At 64.4% G+C, this 19,336-nt stretch carries 21 protein-coding genes and 1 tRNA gene; 14 read left to right on the forward strand and 8 right to left on the reverse strand.

The features are described 5' to 3' along the window. The first annotated feature begins 5 nt into the window (after positions 1-5). Genes infB through rbfA form a run of 3 tightly spaced genes read left to right on the forward strand, consistent with a single transcriptional unit; the run spans position 6 to position 3,360 of the window. Positions 6-2,522, forward strand: coding sequence for a translation initiation factor IF-2 (gene infB, locus GRI48_RS12955; protein WP_160677075.1), 2,517 nt, complete (start codon positions 6-8; stop codon positions 2,520-2,522). Then, on the forward strand, positions 2,519-2,965 hold the full coding sequence (locus GRI48_RS12960) for a PaaI family thioesterase (protein WP_337190835.1): 447 nt from the start codon (positions 2,519-2,521) through the stop codon (positions 2,963-2,965). The genes infB and GRI48_RS12960 overlap by 4 nt, the downstream gene beginning before the upstream one ends. Further along, on the forward strand, positions 2,965-3,360 hold the full coding sequence (gene rbfA, locus GRI48_RS12965) for a 30S ribosome-binding factor RbfA (protein WP_160677078.1): 396 nt from the start codon (positions 2,965-2,967) through the stop codon (positions 3,358-3,360). The genes GRI48_RS12960 and rbfA overlap by 1 nt, the downstream gene beginning before the upstream one ends. Positions 3,361-3,375: 15 nt before the next feature. On the opposite strand, the gene GRI48_RS12970 is transcribed toward rbfA, so the two are convergent. Next, complete coding sequence (locus tag GRI48_RS12970) at positions 3,376-3,915, reverse strand: YceI family protein (protein ID WP_237451961.1); 540 nt, start codon at positions 3,913-3,915, stop codon at positions 3,376-3,378. An 82-nt stretch (positions 3,916-3,997) separates the two neighbouring features. Next, on the reverse strand, positions 3,998-5,608 hold the full coding sequence (locus GRI48_RS12975) for an AbgT family transporter (RefSeq protein WP_160677084.1): 1,611 nt from the start codon (positions 5,606-5,608) through the stop codon (positions 3,998-4,000). A gap of 96 nt (positions 5,609-5,704) precedes the next feature. Here GRI48_RS12975 and GRI48_RS12980 point away from each other — a divergent pair, with 96 nt between their 5' ends. From GRI48_RS12980 to GRI48_RS13020, 9 genes are all read left to right on the forward strand, one after another. Further along, positions 5,705-6,283 (forward strand): thymidine kinase, encoded by a 579-nt coding sequence (locus GRI48_RS12980; RefSeq protein ID WP_160677087.1) that lies wholly within the window; start codon positions 5,705-5,707, stop codon positions 6,281-6,283. Beyond that, positions 6,276-6,827 carry a GNAT family N-acetyltransferase gene (locus tag GRI48_RS12985; RefSeq protein WP_160677090.1) on the forward strand — a complete coding sequence of 184 codons (552 nt, stop codon included), beginning with the start codon at positions 6,276-6,278 and terminating at the stop codon, positions 6,825-6,827. Before GRI48_RS12980 ends, GRI48_RS12985 begins: the two co-directional genes overlap by 8 nt. Positions 6,828-6,855: 28 nt before the next feature. After that, a complete protein-coding gene (locus tag GRI48_RS12990) occupies positions 6,856-7,539 on the forward strand; it encodes a site-2 protease family protein (RefSeq protein ID WP_160677093.1) in 684 nt (227 codons plus the stop codon). Between the two features lie 82 nt (positions 7,540-7,621). Continuing rightward, complete coding sequence (locus GRI48_RS12995; protein ID WP_160677096.1) at positions 7,622-8,008, forward strand: hypothetical protein; 387 nt, start codon at positions 7,622-7,624, stop codon at positions 8,006-8,008. A 48-nt stretch (positions 8,009-8,056) separates the two neighbouring features. Continuing rightward, positions 8,057-9,058: a tRNA pseudouridine(55) synthase TruB gene (gene truB, locus GRI48_RS13000; RefSeq protein WP_160677099.1), complete on the forward strand. Its 1,002-nt coding sequence runs from the start codon at positions 8,057-8,059 to the stop codon at positions 9,056-9,058. A 5-nt stretch (positions 9,059-9,063) separates the two neighbouring features. Next, entirely contained in the window at positions 9,064-9,333 is a 270-nt protein-coding gene (gene rpsO / locus GRI48_RS13005; RefSeq protein WP_160677101.1) for a 30S ribosomal protein S15, read from the forward strand. Between the two features lie 177 nt (positions 9,334-9,510). Beyond that, positions 9,511-11,817 carry a polyribonucleotide nucleotidyltransferase gene (gene pnp / locus GRI48_RS13010; protein ID WP_160677104.1) on the forward strand — a complete coding sequence of 769 codons (2,307 nt, stop codon included), beginning with the start codon at positions 9,511-9,513 and terminating at the stop codon, positions 11,815-11,817. 102 nt (positions 11,818-11,919) lie between these two features. Then, complete coding sequence (locus GRI48_RS13015) at positions 11,920-12,990, forward strand: sensor histidine kinase (RefSeq protein ID WP_337190836.1); 1,071 nt, start codon at positions 11,920-11,922, stop codon at positions 12,988-12,990. Continuing rightward, positions 12,977-13,657: a spermidine synthase family protein gene (locus GRI48_RS13020; RefSeq protein WP_160677110.1), complete on the forward strand. Its 681-nt coding sequence runs from the start codon at positions 12,977-12,979 to the stop codon at positions 13,655-13,657. The genes GRI48_RS13015 and GRI48_RS13020 overlap by 14 nt, the downstream gene beginning before the upstream one ends. Here GRI48_RS13020 and GRI48_RS13025 read toward each other — a convergent pair. Further along, positions 13,654-14,178, reverse strand: a complete 525-nt coding sequence (locus tag GRI48_RS13025) for a DUF1993 domain-containing protein (protein WP_160677113.1) — start codon at positions 14,176-14,178, stop codon at positions 13,654-13,656. The two genes, GRI48_RS13020 and GRI48_RS13025, sit on opposite strands and share 4 nt — an antisense overlap. A gap of 67 nt (positions 14,179-14,245) precedes the next feature. Continuing rightward, positions 14,246-14,923: a GcrA family cell cycle regulator gene (locus GRI48_RS13030; protein WP_160677116.1), complete on the reverse strand. Its 678-nt coding sequence runs from the start codon at positions 14,921-14,923 to the stop codon at positions 14,246-14,248. Between the two features lie 68 nt (positions 14,924-14,991). Between GRI48_RS13030 and GRI48_RS13035 the strand changes: the two genes are divergently transcribed. Further along, a complete protein-coding gene (locus tag GRI48_RS13035; protein ID WP_160677119.1) occupies positions 14,992-15,888 on the forward strand; it encodes an ABC transporter permease in 897 nt (298 codons plus the stop codon). Between the two features lie 16 nt (positions 15,889-15,904). Here GRI48_RS13035 and hspQ read toward each other — a convergent pair whose 3' ends face one another. Continuing rightward, the gene (gene hspQ / locus GRI48_RS13040) at positions 15,905-16,285 is read right to left on the reverse strand and encodes a heat shock protein HspQ (RefSeq protein WP_160677194.1); all 381 of its coding nucleotides are present in this window, start codon (positions 16,283-16,285) and stop codon (positions 15,905-15,907) included. A 181-nt stretch (positions 16,286-16,466) separates the two neighbouring features. Here hspQ and GRI48_RS13045 point away from each other — a divergent pair. Next, positions 16,467-16,556, forward strand: a tRNA-Ser gene (locus tag GRI48_RS13045). Between the two features lie 390 nt (positions 16,557-16,946). Here GRI48_RS13045 and GRI48_RS13050 read toward each other — a convergent pair. The 3 genes from GRI48_RS13050 to GRI48_RS13060 are packed head-to-tail and all read right to left on the reverse strand — an operon-like array spanning position 16,947 to position 19,212. Next, the gene (locus GRI48_RS13050; RefSeq protein ID WP_160677122.1) at positions 16,947-18,518 is read right to left on the reverse strand and encodes a recombinase family protein; all 1,572 of its coding nucleotides are present in this window, start codon (positions 18,516-18,518) and stop codon (positions 16,947-16,949) included. Continuing rightward, complete coding sequence (locus GRI48_RS13055) at positions 18,518-18,922, reverse strand: DUF2924 domain-containing protein (RefSeq protein ID WP_160677125.1); 405 nt, start codon at positions 18,920-18,922, stop codon at positions 18,518-18,520. Before GRI48_RS13055 ends, GRI48_RS13050 begins: the two co-directional genes overlap by 1 nt. Next, complete coding sequence (locus GRI48_RS13060; protein ID WP_160677128.1) at positions 18,919-19,212, reverse strand: DUF3489 domain-containing protein; 294 nt, start codon at positions 19,210-19,212, stop codon at positions 18,919-18,921. Before GRI48_RS13060 ends, GRI48_RS13055 begins: the two co-directional genes overlap by 4 nt. Positions 19,213-19,336 lie beyond the last annotated feature (124 nt).

Genomic DNA, 19,336 nt, shown 5'->3' on the forward strand with positions numbered 1-19,336 from the left:
GTTTTATGAGCGATACTGACAAACCCGCCCGCACCCGCAAACCGCTTGGCCTCAAGCGGTCGGTGGATGCCGGCGAGGTCAAGCAGACTTTCAGCCACGGCCGCACCAACAAGGTTGCGGTCGAGGTCAAGCGTCGCCGCAAGCTCGTGAAGCCCGGCGAAGAGGCTGCTGCACCTCCGCCGCCGCCCCCGCCGCCCCCGCCGGCTCCTGCGCCAGCGCCCGCTCCGGCCCCCGCGCCGAAGAAGCCCGCGCCGTCGGACGAGACGCCTCAGGAACGCGTCGCTCGCCTGCAGCGCGAAGCCGAGGAAGCGCGTCTTGCCACGCTGGCGGAGCAGACCGCCCGCGAGACCGAGGAAGCGCGCCAGGCTGCGATCGACGAGAAGAAGCGCGCCGAAGACAATCGCAAGGCGGAAGAAGAAGCCGCAAAGCGTGCCGAGGAAGAGGCCAAGGCTCCGCCGCCTGCGGAAGAAGCCGCTGCCGAGGAACCGGCAGACGAAGCACCGGCCGAGGCCGGATCGCCCGCACCTGCGCCGCGCAAGTTCACGCCGGTCGCACGCCCCGAGCCCAAGCGCCCTGAGAAGAAGCGCGAGGAAAAGCCGAAGCGCGGTGCAGCCGAGCGGCCCGACAAGCGTCGCGCCGGCAAGCTGACCGTGACCAAGGCGCTCAACGAGGACGAAGGGCGTCGTGCGCGCTCGCTCGCCGCGCTCAAGCGTGCGCGCGAGAAGGAGCGCCGGATGCAGGGCGGCGGTTCGAACCAGCCGCGTGAAAAGCAGGTCCGCGACGTCGTCGTCCCCGAGGCGATCACGGTCGGCGAACTGGCCAAGCGCATGGGCGAGAAGGGCGCCGACCTGGTCAAGGAACTCTTCAATCTCGACATGATGGTCACCGTCAACCAGACGATCGACCAGGACACCGCAGAGCTGCTCGTCGAACAGTTCGGCCACAACATCCAGAAGGTTTCGGAAGCCGACGTCGACATCAAGGTCGAGGAGGACAACGATCCCGAAGAGACCAAGCAGCCGCGTCCGCCGGTCGTCACGATCATGGGCCATGTCGACCACGGCAAGACCTCGCTGCTGGACGCGCTGCGTGGCACCAATGTCACCAAGGGCGAAGCCGGCGGCATCACCCAGCACATCGGCAGCTACCAAGTCACGACCAAGGATAAGCAGAAGATCACCTTCCTCGACACGCCGGGTCACGCCGCCTTCACGGAGATGCGTGCGCGTGGTGCCAATGTGACGGACATCGTCGTGCTGGTGGTCGCCGCGGACGACGGGATCATGCCGCAGACGATCGAGGCCATCAATCACACCAAGGCCGCCGGCGTTCCGATGATCGTCGCGATCAACAAGATCGACAAGCCGGAAGCCGATGCGCAGAACATCCGCAACCGCCTGCTCGAGCACGAGGTCGTCGTCGAAGAGATGTCGGGCGACGTCCAGGACGTGGAAGTCTCCGCGACCAAGGGTACCGGTCTCGACGAGCTGCTGGAAAAGATCGCGCTGCAGGCCGAGCTCCTCGAACTCAAGGCGCGTCCGGATCGTCCGGCAGAGGCGACCGTGATCGAGGCACAGCTCGACAAGGGCCGTGGCCCGGTCGCGACCGTGCTGGTGACGCGCGGAACGCTCAAGCGCGGCGACACCTTCGTCGTCGGCACCGAGAGCGGCCGCGTGCGCGCGCTGGTCAACGACCAAGGCAAGCAGATCAAGGAAGCCGGCCCCTCGATGCCGGTCGAGGTCCTCGGCCTCGGCGGCGTGCCGGGAGCGGGCGAGCAACTCACCGTCGTCGAAAACGAGCAGCGTGCCCGCGAGGTCGCATCCTATCGCCAGGAGAAGGCGACCGAGAAGCGCACCGCGCTCGCGCCGACCAACTTCGACACGATGTTCAACACGCTCGCCAGCAACGTCATAGAATGGCCGGTGGTGGTGAAGGCGGATGTGCAGGGTTCGGTCGAGGCGATCGTCAATGCGCTGCACAACCTGTCGAACGACCTCATCAAGGTCCGCGTCCTGCATGCGGGCGTAGGTGCGATCACCGAAAGCGACGTCACGCTGGCGGCGGCTTCGAATGCGCCGATCATCGGCTTCAACGTGCGTCCGAACCCCAAGGCTCGCGACCTCGTCAAGAAGGACGATGTGCGGATGATGTACTACGACGTCATCTACCATCTGACCGAGGAAGTGGCCAAGGAGATGGCGGGCGAGCTGGGTCCGGAGCGGATCGAGAACGTGGTCGGCCGCGCCGAGGTCAAGGAAGTCTTCAAGTCCGGCAAGAAGGACAAGGCGGCCGGCCTGCTGGTTGTCGACGGGACGATCCGCAAGGGGCTGTTCGCACGTCTCACCCGGGACGATGTCATCGTTTCGGCGACGACGATCGCCTCGCTTCGCCGTTTCAAGGACGATGTCGACGAAGTCCGCGCAGGGCTCGAATGCGGCGTCGTGCTGGAGGACACCAACGACATCAAGCCGGGCGACCAGCTCGAAGTCTTCGAAGTCGAGGAGCGTGAGCGGACCCTGTGAGCGAAACGGTTGCAGACATGGTGAGCGGCGGCGACGAATCGCCGCACACCACCCTCCTGGGGTCCGAATTCGTCGGGTACGACGCCGAAACGCAGACCGCGACGATGCGCTTCACGGTGAAGCCGGAAATGTGCACCTGGCGCGGCGGCGTGCAAGGCGGTCTCGTCGCGGGCTATCTCGACGACGTCATGGGCTATGCCTATGTCGCCGCGACCGAGGGGCAGGGTGCGCCGCTCAACCTCGACCTGTCGATGTCCCTGCTCAAGCTGATCCCGGTCGGCGCAACGATCATCGGTAAGGGCAGGGTGGTGCGCGCCGGTCGCAAGGTCATCTTCCTCGAAGGCGAGCTGCTGGGCGAGGACGGTACGCTCTACGCCCGCAGCACCTCGACCGCGCTGCCGACCCCGCGCCCGAGCGCCAGCCAGACGGGCATGCCGTCCTGATGGCGAAGCGCGAAGCCTATACCTCCGAGCAGCAATCGGTCCGCGTCCTCAAGGTCGGCGAGCGGGTCCGCCATATCCTCTCCGAACTGCTCGCCCGGCAGGAAGTGCACGACGAGACGGTCAGCGCGGCGAACATCTCGGTCACCGAAGTCCGCATGACGCCCGACCTGCGGAATGCGACCGCTTACGTCAAACCGCTGCTGGGCAAGGACGAAGGCGAAATCGTCAAGGCGCTGCGCCAGAACACGGCCTTCCTCCAGCGCGAGGTTGCCAAGCGCCTGGGGCTGAAATTTGCGCCGAAACTGAAATTTCGACCTGACGAAAGCTTCGAGGAAGCCGACCGGATCGAGGCGCTGCTGCGCGATCCCAAGGTCGCCCGCGATCTGGACGACTGATCGCGCAGGCCCGCATCAGGCGGGTATCATTCGCGCCGTCAGGCGGATGTCGACGGTTCTCCCGACGATCAGGCTATAGGCCGTCATGCCGTATTCGCGCCGGTCGATCTGCATCCGGCCGCTGAGCGTGATCGGCTGGCCTCCCGTGGCCTGCGCAGGCGGGCGCTCGAACGTCACGAGCAGGGTTTCAGGGCGGGAAACTCCGCGCGCAGTCAGCGTGCCCTTGATCTCGCCGCGCCTCGCATCGCGCATCACGAGGCGTTCGCCGGTGAACCGGACCGTCGGATAGCGTTCGACCCAGAAGAATTTCTCGCCTCTCAGGCGTTCGAGCGTGACCTTGTCGGGCGCCGTGAGGGCGCGCGCGTCGAGAACGACGTCGATCTTCGCCAATCCCGGATCGTCCGGCACGATGCTGACAGATCCGCTCATGCGCGGGAAACCCGCGGTCTTGCTCGCGATACCGATGAAGGCGACCTTGGCCGTCACCTCGCTCGCCCTTGTATCGAGCCGGTAGGCAAGCGGGGCGTTGGCGAGCAACAGCGCCGCGGCGAACATCAGCGATACAAGTCGGCTCAGTCGCATCGATTGCAAACTCCGGCCCCGTCCGGACCCGTGATGTGCGCAAGCGGCGATCGGGTCAAAGGCTTTCCGCAGGCCCGGTCGGATCGACGGCCGTCGGCGGCTCCATGAATACGTCCGCGCCCGGCCCCAGGGGCAAGTCGAACACCACCCAGCCGATCGTCATGGCAACGCCGGCGATCATCAGGCCGATGGAGAACGGCAGCATGGTCGCGGCGAGGCTTCCGAGGCCGAAATTGCGGTCCCAGCGCTGGGCGAAGATGAGGATCAGCGGGAAGAAGGTCATCAGCGGGGTTATGATGTTCGTCGCGCTGTCGCCGACGCGATAGGCCGCGGTCGCCATTTCGGGCGTGATGCCCAGCAGCATCAGCATGGGGACCAGCACCGGGCCGAGCAGCGCCCACTTGGCGCTCGCGGAGCCGACGAACAGGTTGATGAAGCTCGACACCAGGATGATGGCGGCGAGCAGCGCCCAGGCAGGCAGTCCCGAAGAGCCGAGGAAATCTGCGCCGCCGACCGCGAGGATCAGGCCGAGGTTCGACCACGCGAACATCGCCACGAAATGCGCGATCGCGAAAGCCAGGACGAGGTAATAGGCCATGTCCTCCATCGACCCGGTCAGCATCTTCACCAGGTCGCGGTGGTTCGCGATCTTGCCCGCAGCCTTGCCGTAGGCCCAGCCTGCAGCGAGAAACATGATGAAGAAGAAGGCGACGAGGCTCTGGTAGAAGGGCAGCAGGCGGCCCTCGGGCGCGGCCTCCTGGTCGATCAGCGGCGTGCCCGGTCCGAACACGAAGATCGCCCAGGCTGCGCAGACCGCCAGCACGGCGAGACCCGCCCAGCGCAGACCCTTGCTCTCGCCTTCGGTCAGCGGCCGGTCCTCCTGCGGGGTGGCGAGCTTCTCGTCGGCGTATTGCGGGTCCCAGGTGCCGAGCCGCGGTTCGATGATGCGGTCGTTGACGAACCAGATCACCGGCAGGAAGATGAAGGTCATCCCCGCGATGAAATACCAGTTGCCCGCGATGTTGGCGGTGTAGTCGCCAAAGACGGTCTCGACCGATGCTTCGGTGATGCCGAACAGCAGCGCGTCGAGCTGGCCGGGGATGAGATTGGCCGAAAAGCCGCCCGATACGCCCGCGAAGCCGGCTGCGATCCCGGCGATCGGGTGGCGACCTGCGGCGTGGAAGATGATGCCGGACAGCGGGATCAGCACGACGTAGCCCGCATCGGCGGCGTGATTGCCCATCATGCCGACGAACACGACCAGCGGCGTCAGCAGCTTCTTGGGCGCGTTGCGCAGGCCGGCGCGCATCGCGGTGCCGAACAGGCCGGCGCGTTCTGCGACGCCTGCACCCAGCATCACGACGAGGACGTAGCCGAGCGGATGGAAATGGGTGAAGGTCGCCGGCATCTCGACCCACAGCTTGCGGATGTTCTCGGCCGACAGGAGGCTCTGCGCGGCGATCACGCGCGGCGCGCCGGTTTCCGGATCGACTTCCGCCGGGTGGACCGCGTCGAGGCCGATCAGGCTGGCGAGCACGCTGATCGCGACCAGCGCCAGGATCAGGTAGAAGAACAGGAAGACCGGGTCGGGCAATCGGTTGCCTGCCCGCTCGATCACTCCGAGAAATCCGCGCGATTGCTCGGCAGGTGCCGCAGTTTCCGCCATCGTGTCCCAACTCCCTTGTCGCACGAAGGGCTAACATCCCCAGTCGCGGATGTCGCCCCGCTTTGCAGGGCAATCACCAGCCGATAGGAACGGTCGATGGCCAAGCTCTATTTCTACTATGCGAGCATGAATGCGGGGAAGAGTTCGACCCTGCTGCAGGCGGCGTTCAATTACGGCGAGCGCGACATGCGCGTCTCGCTCTGGACCGCCGCGCTCGACGACCGGCCCGGTTTCGGCGCCATTTCCAGCCGCATCGGCCTGTCCAGCGATGCCCATCGCTTCGACGAGAATACCGATATCGAAGGCCACGTGCTGCGCGAGCATGCCGAGCACCCGTTCGCTTGCGTGCTGGTGGACGAGGCGCAGTTCCTTACCGCGGACCAGGTCTGGCAGCTGGCGCGGCTGGCCGACCGGGCCGGAATCCCGGTGCTCTGCTATGGCCTGAGAACCGATTTCCAGGGCGCGCTGTTTCCCGGCTCGGCCGCCCTGCTGGGCATCGCGGACAGCCTGGTGGAGCTGAAATCGGTCTGCAAATGCGGCCGCAAGGCGACGATGAACCTGCGGGTCGACGACGCGGGCAGGGCGGTGAAGCAGGGCGCGCAGACAGAGATCGGCGGCAACGATCGCTACGTGGCACTGTGTCGCAGGCACTTCAGCGAGGCGTTGGGTGGCTGACCCCCGACAGGAGGCGCTGCGAACCACGCTCGAGGACGGGCCGGTGCGGCTCGAACCGTTCGCCGAACGTCACTTGGAGCCGCTGCGCGCCGCCTGCGACGAAGACCGGGAAATCTGGGACATCTATCCCGTCAACATGCGGGGCGAAGACTTCGACATCGCGATGGCGCGGTTCCACTCCCTCCAGAACTACGTCCGGTTTGCCGTCATCGATGCGCGCGACGACAGGCTTGTCGGCTGCACGAACTACATCAATCCCGATCTTTGGGGCGTGGTGGAGATTGGTGGAACCTATCTCGTGCCGCGCATGCGCGGCTCGGGCTTCAACAGGACTAAAAAGACGCTGATGATCGAGCACGCCTTTGCCTGCGGGTTTCACAAGATCGAATGGCGCGTCGATACCCGCAATACGCGCTCGATGGCGGCTGTCCTGAAGCTCGGCGCGCAAAAGGAAGGCGTGCTGCGGCAGAACCGCGTCACCTGGACGGGCTTTCGCCGGGATACCGCCGTATTCGGATTGCTGCGCGACGAATGGGCTGGCTGATCGGATCAACGCTGCCTATCTTCCGGCGATGTCGGAAACGCTACAACTCATCGTCGTCCTGGTGCCGGCGCTCATCATCGCGATCGTGTTTCACGAGGTCGCCCACGGCTGGGTCGCGCTGGCACTGGGCGATCCGACCGCAAAGGAGCAGAAGCGGCTGACGCTCAATCCCATACGCCATGTCGATCCGGTCGGCACATTGCTCGTGCCGGGATTTCTCGCGGTGGTGGGCGGGCCGATTTTCGGCTGGGCCAAGCCGGTGCCCGTGCGCAAGGACCGGCTCGACAATCCGCGTTTCGGGATGATGGCGGTGGCGGCCGCCGGTCCGGGGACCAATTTCCTGCTGGCGGCGATCGGGGCGATCCTGCTCGGCCTGTTCGCGCCGCAGCTGACGCCTGAGGCCGGGATGCAGCCGGGGCTCGTCGCGCAAGGGCTGTTCTACTTCATCCTGATCAACATCTTTCTCGCGATATTCAACCTCCTGCCGATCCCGCCGTTCGACGGTTCGCACATCGTCGAAGGCGCGATGCCGCGCCGCTGGGTCCATATCTACGAGAAGCTGCGCCCATTCGGCATGCTGCTGTTCGTCGGCCTGATCGCGGTGACCTGGTTTGCGCCCGACCTAGGTGTGCTCGAGAATACCGTCGGCGTGCCGGTCAACTGGGCGCTGGAGAAATATCTCGCGCTCGCCTCTGCAGTGGCGGGCGAGTGACGGGGCCGACCCCTCCGGGATGCGGCTGCGTTCAATGCGGGTTCAGTGGTCCTGCCCCATTACCGTGAGCTGGGAGATCGATATGAACGCACGTCACTGGATTCTGGCCTCGGCCCTCGCTGTGTCGCCCGCACTTGCTGCGGCGGCATCGCTGCCCGGCGTGTCCGACAAGGAGACGACGATCCGTTCGGGCGAAATCCGCGAGCTTCACCCCGGCACCGGCGACGTCCTGTTCGTGCGCGACCGGGAGAACAAGTGGTATCGCGTCGCCCTGAACGAAGGCTGCCTCGACGGACTCGCGACCATCCCGACCGCGAGCTTCCTGTCCCGCGATGTCACCGGCAGGATCGACCTGTTCGCGACGGTCGTGATCGAGAACGGCGGGCAGCGCCGCTGTGCGATCGAATCGATCCGTCGTTCGGTCGCTCCCCCGCAGGTCGACAGCAAGAGCCCGATCACCCTCGATTGAACGGCGAGAGGCATGGCGCGGTGCGCACTCACCGGCTAGGGGCGCTCCGTGACCGATAGACTGAAGCCTGCTCCCCACGGTTGGATCATCCTCGACAAGCCGCGCGGACTTGGCTCGACGCAGGCTGTCGGTGCGGTCAAGCGCAACCTGCGCGAAGGCGGCTATGCCAGAACCAAGGTGGGCCACGGCGGCACGCTCGACCCCCTTGCCGAAGGCGTCCTGCCGATCGCGCTGGGCGAGGCGACCAAGCTTGCCGGGCGGATGCTCGACGCGAGCAAGATCTACGAATTTACCATCCAGTTCGGCGAGGAAACCGAAACTCTCGATACCGAGGGCGAGGTCGTCGCCAGCAGCGACCGGCGGCCGCCGATGGCAGCGATCGCCGCCGTGCTCGACCATTTCACCGGGCCGATCAAACAGGTCCCGCCGGCCTATTCGGCGGTCAAGGTGGACGGCAAGCGCGCCTACGACAGGGCGCGGGCGGGCGAAGATGTCGAGATGACGACGCGCCAGGTGACAATTCACTCGCTCGACTTTGCGCATGACCGGACGGACCCGGCCCTCGATTCCGCCTTTGCGACCACGACCGGCCGGCCCGACCCGTACGATCCGGGCGCACCGCTCGAACTGGCGGACGCCGTTACCCTGACCGCGCATGTCAGCAAGGGAACCTACATCCGCTCTCTTGCACGGGATATCGCACGCGCACTTGGAACATACGGGCACGTTACCTATCTCAGACGTATCAAGGCTGGCCCCTTCCGCGAGGAACAGGCGATTTCGCTGGACAATCTGAACGAAATCGGTAACGGCGCGCCACTTCAAGACCTACTCCTGCCGCTCGAGGCGGGGCTGGACGACATCCCGGCTCTGCAACTCGATCCTGACAGCGCGCAGGCGGTCCGCCAGGGCCGGGTCCTGTCAGAACTGCCCCACACCGACGGGCTCTATTGTGCCAGGCTGGGCGATGTCCCGGTGGCATTGATGGAACTCGAAGGGGGGACGGCAAAGGTCGTCCGGGGCTTCAACCTACCCGATGTCGCGGAGTAAAATGCATGTCGGTTACCGCCGAGAAGAAACAGGAAATCATTCAGGACAACGCCCAGGCAAAGGGCGATACCGGTTCGCCGGAAGTCCAGGTGGCGATCCTCACCGAGCGTATTCGCAACCTCACCGACCACTTCAAGGATCACCACAAGGACAACCACTCGCGTCGTGGTCTCCTGCAGATGGTCAACAAGCGTCGCAGCCTGCTCGCCTATCTTAAGAAGAAGGACGTCGAGCGCTACAACGCCCTGATCCAGAAGCTGGGTCTCCGCAAATAAGAGTTACCGGGGGGCGGCTCAAACGGGCCGCCCTTCGTCTATCCGGCACCCGCGCAATCCGGCGTGGGCGCAGGCCAATGGGGGCGCGAATAGCCCCGCACCGGACCGGGACGGATTACCCGGCACTTGTAGGCCCCGCACCGCAATAAGGCCGTGCGGGTCATTTTAGGAAAATACATGTTCGACAAGAAAACCGTATCGATCGAGTGGGGCGGAAAGACCCTCACCCTCGAAACCGGCCAGATCGCCCGTCAGGCTGACGGCGCCGTGCTGGCTACTTATGGCGAAACCGTGGTGCTGTGCGCCGTGACCGCCGCCAAGAACGTCAAGGAAGGCCAGGACTTCTTCCCGCTGACCGTTCACTACCAGGAAAAATTCTCCTCGGCCGGCCGTATTCCGGGTGGCTTCTTCAAGCGCGAGCGCGGTGCGACCGAAAAGGAAACGCTGACCAGCCGCCTGATCGACCGTCCTGTCCGTCCGTTGTTCCCCGAAGGTTTCTACAACGAAATCAACGTCATCGCGCAGGTCTTCAGCTATGACGGCGAGTGCGAGCCCGACGTGCTGGCGATGATCGCCGCGTCCGCAGCTCTCACGATCTCGGGCGTTCCCTTCATGGGCCCGATCGGCGCTTGCCGCGTCGGCTTCGAGAACGGCGAATACATCCTCAATCCGAAGCAGTCGACGGCGCTGGCCGAAGACGGCCGCCTCGATCTCGTCGTCGCCGCAACCGGCGATGCGGTGATGATGGTGGAATCGGAAGCCAAGGAACTGACCGAAGCCGAAATGCTCGGCGCGGTGGCCTTCGCCCACGACAACATCCGCCCGGTGGTCAATGCGATCATCGATCTGGCCGAACAGGCCGCCAAGGAGCCGTGGGACGTCGCCTCGCAGGACGGCAATCCCGACATGAAGTCCTCGATCAAGGCAATGATCGGCGACGACATCGCTGCCGCCTACAAGCTGACCGACAAGTCGGCCCGTTCGGAGGCGCTCAACGCCGCCCGCGACAAGGTCAAGGCACACTACGCCTCGGACGAGTTCGACGGTCAGCAGCGCATGACCGCGATCAAGCTGACCAAGAAGATCGAAGCGGACATCGTTCGTGGCGCCATCCTGAAGGACGGCACCCGCATCGACGGCCGCAAGCTCGATCAGGTTCGCCCGATCGAAGCGATGGTCGGCGTGCTGCCGCGCGCGCACGGTTCCTCGCTCTTCACCCGTGGTGAAACGCAGGCGCTGTGCTCGACCACGCTCGGCACCAAGGACAGCGAGCAGATGATCGACGGTCTCGAAGGCCTGTCGTACGAGCGCTTCATGCTGCACTACAACTTCCCGCCCTATTCGGTCGGCGAAGTGGGCCGTTTCGGCGCTCCCTCGCGCCGCGACACCGGCCATGGCAAGCTGGCATGGCGTGCGCTGCACAACGTGCTGCCGAGCCATGACGACTTCCCCTACACGATCCGCGTCCTGTCGGACATCACCGAGTCCAACGGCTCGAGCTCGATGGCGACGATCTGCGGCGGCTGTCTGTCGATGATGGACGCAGGCGTTCCGATCGAACGGCCCGTGTCGGGTATCGCGATGGGCCTGATCCTCGAAGGCGACGACTTCGCGGTCCTGTCGGACATCCTGGGTGACGAAGATCACCTCGGCGACATGGACTTCAAGGTCGCTGGCACCGAGCAGGGCATCACCACGATGCAGATGGACATCAAGGTCGCCGGGATCACGCAGGAAATCATGCAGAAGGCGCTCGAGCAGGCGAAGGCCGGCCGCGCGCACATCCTGGGCGAAATGACCAAGGCTTTGTCCTCGTCGCGTTCGGGTGTCTCGCAGCATGCCCCGCGCATCGAGACGATGCAGATCGACAAGTCGAAGATCCGCGACGTCATCGGCACGGGCGGCAAGGTGATCCGCGAGATCGTCGCCGAAACTGGTGCCAAGGTCGACATCGACGACGAAGGCGTGATCAAGATCTCGTCCTCGAACGCCGACGAAATCGCGGCTGCCAGGGCGTGGATCGAAGGCATCGTCGAAGAGGCGGAAGTCGGCAAGATCTACAACGGCAAGGTCGTCAACATCGTCGACTTCGGCGCTTTCGTGAACTTCATGGGCGGCAAGGACGGTCTCGTCCACGTCAGCGAAATGAAGAACGAGCGCGTCGAGAAGCCGACCGACGTCGTGTCGGAAGGCCAGGAAGTGAAGGTCAAGGTCCTCGAGATCGACAACCGCGGCAAGGTCCGCCTGTCGATGCGCGTGGTCGACCAGGAAACCGGCGAGGAGCTGGAGGACACCCGTCCCCCGCGCGAACCGCGTGGTGACCGGGGCGATCGCGGCGACCGCGGCGGCGACCGCCGTGGCCAGCGTGGCGACCGTGGCCGTGGTCGTGGCGGCGATCGTGGCGGGCGTGGCCCGCGGCGCGATGGCGGCGACAACGCCGACGGCGGTGGCGAAGCCCACGTGCCGGACTTCCTGAAGGACTAACAGCTTCAGTCCGCAGGACTTTTGCAAAACGGGGCCGCGAGGGTATGGACCTTCGCGGCCTCTTTTGAATGGCAGGCTGGAACGACATGACGGACTGTGAACGTGCCCGATAGCAGAGCCCTCGGCCAGATCCCCGGAGCGGGGCAGACGCTGCTGCAGCGCCTGCCGCTGGCGCGCTCGCGTCCCTGGATCGGCTATGGCGTGGCCATCGTCGCAAGCCTTACGGGGCTGTTCGTGCGGTGGTTCGTGGCCGACACCCTGCCGGAAGGCTTTCCCTACATCACCTTCTTCCCGGCGGTTATCCTGACCGCGTTCTTCTTCGGCGTCGGGCCGGGGATCCTGTCGGCGGTGCTCTGCGGCCTGCTGTCATGGTATTATTTCATCGCCCCGGTGGAGAGCTTCGCGCTACCCTATCGCGCGGTGGTCGCGCTCGGCTTCTACCTGTTCATCGTCACGGTCGACATCGCGCTCGTCCACTGGATGCAGCATGCCAACCGCCGCCTGGTCGTGGAACAGCGACGCTCCGCGGAACTCGCCGACACGAGGGAGATGCTGTTCAAGGAGCTGCAGCACCGCGTCGGCAACAATCTCCAGATGATGTCCTCGATCCTCAGCCTGCAACAACGCGGCGTGCGGGACGAGGAAGGCAAGGTGGCGCTTGCGGATGCCTCGCGGCGGATCGGGCTTGTCGGCCGGTTGCAGCGCACGCTGTACAGCGCGGACGGCGCGCAATTGTCGCTCGCCAGCTACATCGAGCGCATCGTGCGCGACACGCTCGAGGCATCGGGCCGCGACGACGTGTCGTTCCTCTTCGACGCGCAGGTCAGCGGATCGCTTCCGTCGGAAAGCGCCATCCCGACGGCACTGGTCGTCGCCGAGGCGGTGAGCAACGCGATCGAACACGCCTATTCCGACAACGGGGGCCCGATCGACGTGACACTGGTCGACGGCGAAGAAGATTGCTTCATCATCTGTATCCAGGACGAAGGTGACGGGTTGCCCGAGGATTTCGTACTGGAGGGGGCGACGAGCCTGGGTCTGCGAATCGCCAATACACTGGGACGTTCGCTCGGCGGTGAGTTCACGCTCGCCAACCGGCAGGATGGCCAGGGCGCGATCGCCCGGCTGGTCATCCCCCACGCATCGGAGGATACCGTCAATGCTGCCGCGTGAAGAAATTGCCAAGGCACGGATTCCCGGTGGCGACACGCTGACGCTGATCAGCCACGGGCGCGATTTCGTCATCATGCTCGGCCGTGACGAGCTGATGGGTACGCGCATGCAGTTCAGCGAACAGCAGCTTGCCGAACTGACGCTCGCGCGCCTGTCCGCACCGCGTCCGCGCGTGCTGATCGGGGGCTACGGAATGGGTTTCACCTACCGCGCCGCGCTCGACCACCTGCCCGATGGAGGCAGCGTCACCGTGGCGGAACTGGTGCCTGAAATCCTGGAGTGGGCGGAAGGCCCGCTGGCGCATCTGACGGGCGAGAGCCTCGACGATCCGCGCGGGGAGGTCGTGCTGGCCGATGTGCGTGCCCTGATCGACGATGCGATCGACGGCACTACGCGGCGTTACGATGCGATCCTGCTCGATGTCGACAACGGACCCGACGGGATCGTCCATGACGGGAACGAGCGGCTCTATACCAGGACCGGGCTGGGCAAGGCGCGCGATGCGCTCAATCCCGACGGCGTGCTGGCAGTCTGGTCGGCTGCGCCCGATCACAAGTTCACCGGCAGGTTGAAGGACGCCGGCTTCCACGTCGAGGTCCAGACCGTGCGTGCCCGGCCCAACAACAAGGGCCCACACCACACGATCTGGTTTGCGAAAAAGCGCTAGCTGGCGACGACGCGCGGCCGGCCCATGAAATCGCGCTTGCCCACGGGCGCCCCCTTCATGCGCAGGATGTCGTAAGCGGTCGCGCAGTGGAAATAGAAGTTCGGCTGGCTGAAGCTGAGCAGGAAGTTCTCGGCAGTGAAGTCCATGCCGTTGCCCTTGAACTCGAAGCGCATCGGCTGGCCCATGAAGTCTTCCATCTCGTCTTCGGTGAGCGCTTCCATCGCCTCCACCGCTCCGGCGATCTTCTTGCGGAGCGCATCGAAGCTGGTCGGCGGCGGATCGAGATCGGGCGAGTAGACGCCCGCTCGGACGCCCTCGATCGAACCTTGCGTGTGCTCGGCGACACATTTCACTTGGTAGCACCAGGGCAGCATGTCCTCGTAGATGCGCGCGCCGATCAGTTCGGCTTCGCTTGTGCCGGTCTCTCCGCACCATTTTTCGGCAGTGTCGATCAGATGGCGGGCGGTGCCCAGCATCTGCAGGGCGCTGGGGACATAGGCTGCGTGCAAGGATAGCGGCATCGGTTTCTCTCCCAAGAAAAAGGCCCGGGCGTCGCATGGGACACCCGGGCCGGAATTGTTGTGTAGCTCAGCGAACCCGCGGTCCGCCGAAAGGCAGCGGCGGAGGGGGACGGCGCGCGCCGCGCGGCAGCTGTGCCTGGTAGGCCCGCCCGCAATGTTCGACGCAATAGGGGAAGCCGGGGTTCACCGACTCGCCGCAGAAATGGAAGTCGGGCTCGCCGGGATGGCCCATCGGCCAGCGGCAAACCTTGTCCGACAGGTCCAGCAGGCTGGTCTTGTCGGCGATCGAAGGGTCGGGCTTGGCCGGAACGAGACGACGCGGCGGGGCGGGCGGGATCGGCGCCTGCTGGTCGCCCGGGCCCTGTCGCTGGAAACCGCCCGGACCGATCGAGACGATCTTGGGCAGGTCGGGTATCTTGTTGGGGATGGGCTGGCTCTGGTTGACCGGACCTGCCGCCGCCTGGGCAGGCGGAGCCGAAGCAGGCTTAGTTGCCGGCGTTGCCGCCACGGGCTTGGGCGCGGGTTTCTTCGCGACGGGCTTGGCCGGCGCCTTGGCCTTGGCCTTGCCCTTCGGCTTCTCGTTCGCCTTTACCGGCGAGGGGCGCGACTTCAGGCCGAGCCGATGCGCCTTGCCGATCACCGCGTTGCGGCTGACCCCGCCAAGCTCGTCGGCGATCTGGCTCGCGGTCGATCCGCTTTCCCACATCTTCTTCAGCGTGGCGATCCGTTCGTCAGTCCAGCTCATTGAATTCCTGTTCTCGTCATTTGGTGCGCGGGTTGCTCTTGCCGCGACCAGTCATTACTCGGACCGATATGGTGGATCGATCCAGTCCGGCAACCCCAGCGGGGTTTGCATCGCCTTCCGCGGCGCAGAATGCAACGGCGAAACGCGCTTTTCCCGAGCGCGGCGTGCCCGTGATCGTGGGTATCAACCGGATCGGTCTGTGGAGCCTCTATATGAAGGAGGTGCGCCGCTTTCTCAAGGTGCAGACGCAGACGATCTGGGCGCCGGCAGTAACAACCCTGCTGTTTCTGGTGATCTTTACGGTCGCGCTCGGCCGATCCGGCCGCGAAGTGCTCGGCGTGCCTTTCGCGACCTTCGTCGCACCCGGGTTGATCGTGATGGGCATGATGCAAAATGCCTTTGCCAATTCCTCGTTCTCGCTGCTGTCTGGCAAAATCCAGGGGACGATCATCGACTTGCTGATGCCGCCGCTCTCGAACGGAGAACTGATGGCCGGCATCGTGCTCGCCGCCATCACGCGGGCGATAGCCGTCGGCTTCACCGTGGCCATCGCCATGGCGCTGTGGCCGGGCGTCTCGCTGGGCGCGGCACATCCGTGGGCGATCGTCTGGTTCGGCCTGATGGGCGCGACCATGCTCGCCCTGCTTGGCCTCGCGACCTCGATCTGGGCGGAAAAGTTCGACCACAACGCAGCGATCACCAATTTCGTGATTGCCCCGCTGTCGCTTCTCTCGGGCACCTTCTACGTGATCGACAATCTCGCGCCAGCATTCCAGGCGGTCAGCCGCCTCAACCCGTTCTTCTACGTGATCTCGGGCTTCCGGTTCGGCTTCTTGGGAGAAAGCGACATCGGCAACACAAACATGGCGGTGATCCACAGCGCCATCGGCATGGGGGTCTTCAACCTGTTGCTCGGCTACGTGACTTACCGGCTGCTGAAGTCCGGCTGGAAGATCAAGAACTAGGCGCGCGCGCCGTCGCTCAGTGCGTCAGCTTGCGGCGCACGCGATAGCGTCCTGCCTCGAATTCCTCGAACATCTGCGGGATCTCGGGGTGGCCCACTGGACCGTTCGTGCCGTCGGCCAGCAGGTTCTGCTGACTGACGTAGGCAACGTAGGAGCTTTCCTCGTTTTCCGCGAGGAGGTGGTAATAGGGCTGGTCGCGATCGGGGCGGATGTGTTCGGGGATCGACTGGTACCATTCCTCGCTGTTGGCGAAGACGGGGTCGATGTCGAAGATCACGCCGCGAAAATCGAAGATGCGGTGGCGGACGACGTCGCCGATGCCAAACCGGGCGCTGGCATTGCGCGGGACGTCGATCGTGCGGCCTGCCTGGGCCGAGAAGAACTGGCTACGATCCATCATGGGCATGATATGGCCTTTCGCACCTGCAAAACAAGCTGCCCGCGCGAACGATCCCCGAATGTGTCGCGAAAGAGGGTTTTGAGGGCTTGGCAAGGCGGGGGCGTTCGGCTAACCGGCGCGCTTCCCGACAGGGCCTCATGCTGAAACGGGCGTTTCGAACGCCCGCCTCGCATACCGCGGAGAGGTGGCAGAGAGGTCGAATGCGCCGCACTCGAAATGCGGTATACGGGCAACCGTATCGTGGGTTCGAATCCCACCCTCTCCGCCATCTATCTCATTGATATTTCTCGTGTTTCCCAGCTTCCCTGCAAGCCTGTGAATTCCCGCGGTTAGTTCGCGGCAAGCCGTCACTAGTGCTGGAAATCGCCATCGTCTCCGCGCCTCATTGAGGCGTTTTGGCGGGGCAAGTCTCCGCGCCAAGCAAACTCGGTGCGGTTTCCCTGTTTATCAGGGAATCTACAGGGAATTTGTCAGTTTTGGGGCGGTTTTGCGCATTCCAGGCATTGATCAGCGCTGTGCAAACCTTCAGAATTGCTGGAGTTTTGGGATCGAGCCAATCCCAAATTCCCTGGACGACAAAGCAGGGAATTTATTCGCAGGTGCAGGGACGCAATTGCCTGCGAGCAGCGAATGGCGTGATGACGTCTTGCCATCACAATCAGGCGTTCCATCCCAGCGTCTCGCGCTGGGCGTTCCAACCGATCGGAATGGCGATGGCCTTGAGCGCTTCGAGGGTGAGCGTCGGCGGTTGACGGCCGGCGAGAATGTCGGCCTGGAGATCGGGCGCGAGCAAGGCCAGACGCAGGATCTGGCGATTATAGATCGATGCCGGCGAGGCGTCGAGCGAAGGCATGCCCTTAGACCAGGCGAGCATGCGGTGCGCATTTCGTAGCGCTGCGTTGAGGGCCTGGTCCGGTCTTGCCGGTCGCTGCGATCCGGCGATGACCAGCCGCTTGCCCCCGCGTAGCGGCAGCGCAAGCGGAACGGCGATGCGCAAGGTTCCCTGGCCCGAATGGAGGATCGTCTCTCCGCTGCCGAGATTGAGTGTGATGTCCTTGGCTGCTGCTTCTTCGAGATCAATCAGCAGTCCGTCGCTCTTAAGCCGGATAGCAAAGATGTAATCGAGCGGCTTTGCTTCATTGGGCAGCCAACGCGCGAGCAGCTCGCCTAGTGTCTTCTCCAGATCGCTGGCTGAGATACGCTGGAGGATGTCGTTGCTTGGCTTTGCGCCTTGCTGAAGCGAGGCCGAGACATAGTAGCGATAGAGCGTGCCGTGCCGGTTGCGGGTGTGGACCGGGGTCATTGCTTCACCTGTCGCGTCGAACAATCTGCCGGTCAGGTACGACTTGGCATTGGGCGATTTGCGTCGGCGTCTTGGAGCATGCTCGACAAGCGATAGCTGGACGCGATCAAATGTCTGCTCATCGATGATCGCGTCGTGCCCGCCCTCGTGGATGATACCCTTATGACGAATCTTGCCGAGATAGATCGGGTTCTTCAGCAGGTGAAACAGCGCGCCGCGATTGAAGGGGACGCCCCCCACAATGTTACCTTTGCTTGTCGTCCAGCGCTTGGAAGTGACGCCGCGCCGAGCAAGGTCGCGCTGCAGCTTATGGACCGAGCCGAGCTCAATGTAGCGCGCAAAGACATGGCGCACGGTCTTGGCCTCCGCCTCATTCACCTGGAGGATGCGGGAACCGGCCGCAGGCAGATCATAGCCCAGAGGTAGGACGCCGCCCATCCACATGCCCTTGGCCTTGGAGGCAGCGATCTTGTCGCGGATCCGCTCGCCGGTGACCTCGCGTTCGAACTGGGCGAAGGAGAGCAGGACATTGAGCGTCAGCCGCCCCATGCTGCTGGTGGTGTTGAACGATTGGGTGACCGAGACGAAGCTGATTTCTTTGGCATCGAAGCGTTCGACGATCCGGGCAAAGTCGGGGAGCGAGCGCGTCAGCCGGTCGATCTTGTAGACCACCACGACATCGATGAGGCCAGCATCGACATCACCGAGCAGCTTCTGCAGCGCCGGGCGCTCCATGCTTCCGCCGGAGAAGCCGCCATCATCATAGAGTGTGGGGACCACCTGCCAGCCTTCATGAGCCTGGCTTTTGACATAGGCCTCGCCGGCTTCGCGCTGCGCATCGAGGCTGTTGAAGTCCTGTTCAAGCCCTTCGTCCGAACTCTTGCGGGTGTAGATCGCGCAGCGCAGCCCTTTCCTATCCTTCGGCATCAGGCATCTCTCAGGCCGAAGAAGCGCGGCCCGTTCCACTGCGACCCGGCAATAGCGGTGGCCGCGGCCGACAGGCTCGGAAAGAGCTGGCCCCCAAACCGGAAGCCATCCTCTTCCACGATCACCTCGATTGCTCTGCCCTTCCAGTTGCGCGTGAGCCTTGCGCCAACGCCCAGTTCGAGGCCCTCGGCCATTGGCGCGCCCTTCCTGGCCAGCGCCCGCTGCGTGTGCGTGTCTATTCCACCCAGGCCATCAGCCTGCACGCGCCATGCGAGCAGCATGCGCATGAAAGGTTCGGAGCGCAGCGGTGGGGGAGGGCCATAGCGCCTCCTCCACTCGCTGCGCAGCCCGACAAGATCCATCGCTTCGATCTCGGCGATGGCTGTTTCGAGGTCGGTACTCATTGTGCTGGGGCCGTTGCCTGGTAGCGCCGCACACCTTCGATCTTCTCAGATGTGATAGCGAGGCCGCGCTTCTTGAGCGCACCGGCCAGCGCGCCGCGCACCGAGTGCTGCTGCCACCCCGTCGCTTCGACCATTTCAGAAATGCTGGCTCCGCCCTCGCGCGTAATCAGTTCTTGCAATTGATCGAGCCGGGTCGGGCCTTTGCTCTTGAAATTTGGCTTCGTTCCAGCCTTGATGGGGGACTTTTGGGCGGCCTTGCTGCTGGCCTTCTTTTTCTCAGATGTCGTCATTGGTGTTCTCCGGTTGGGCAGCGCCACAACGGTCGCTGCTACCGGAGCAAGCCCGGCTGACCGGGCACGCACCACCAATGCTCAGATCTCCACACTAGTCCAGTCGATTGTCGGTCAATACGGG

It is taken from the genome of Qipengyuania oceanensis, assembly GCF_009827535.1.
Lineage (GTDB): Bacteria > Pseudomonadota > Alphaproteobacteria > Sphingomonadales > Sphingomonadaceae > Qipengyuania_C > Qipengyuania_C oceanensis.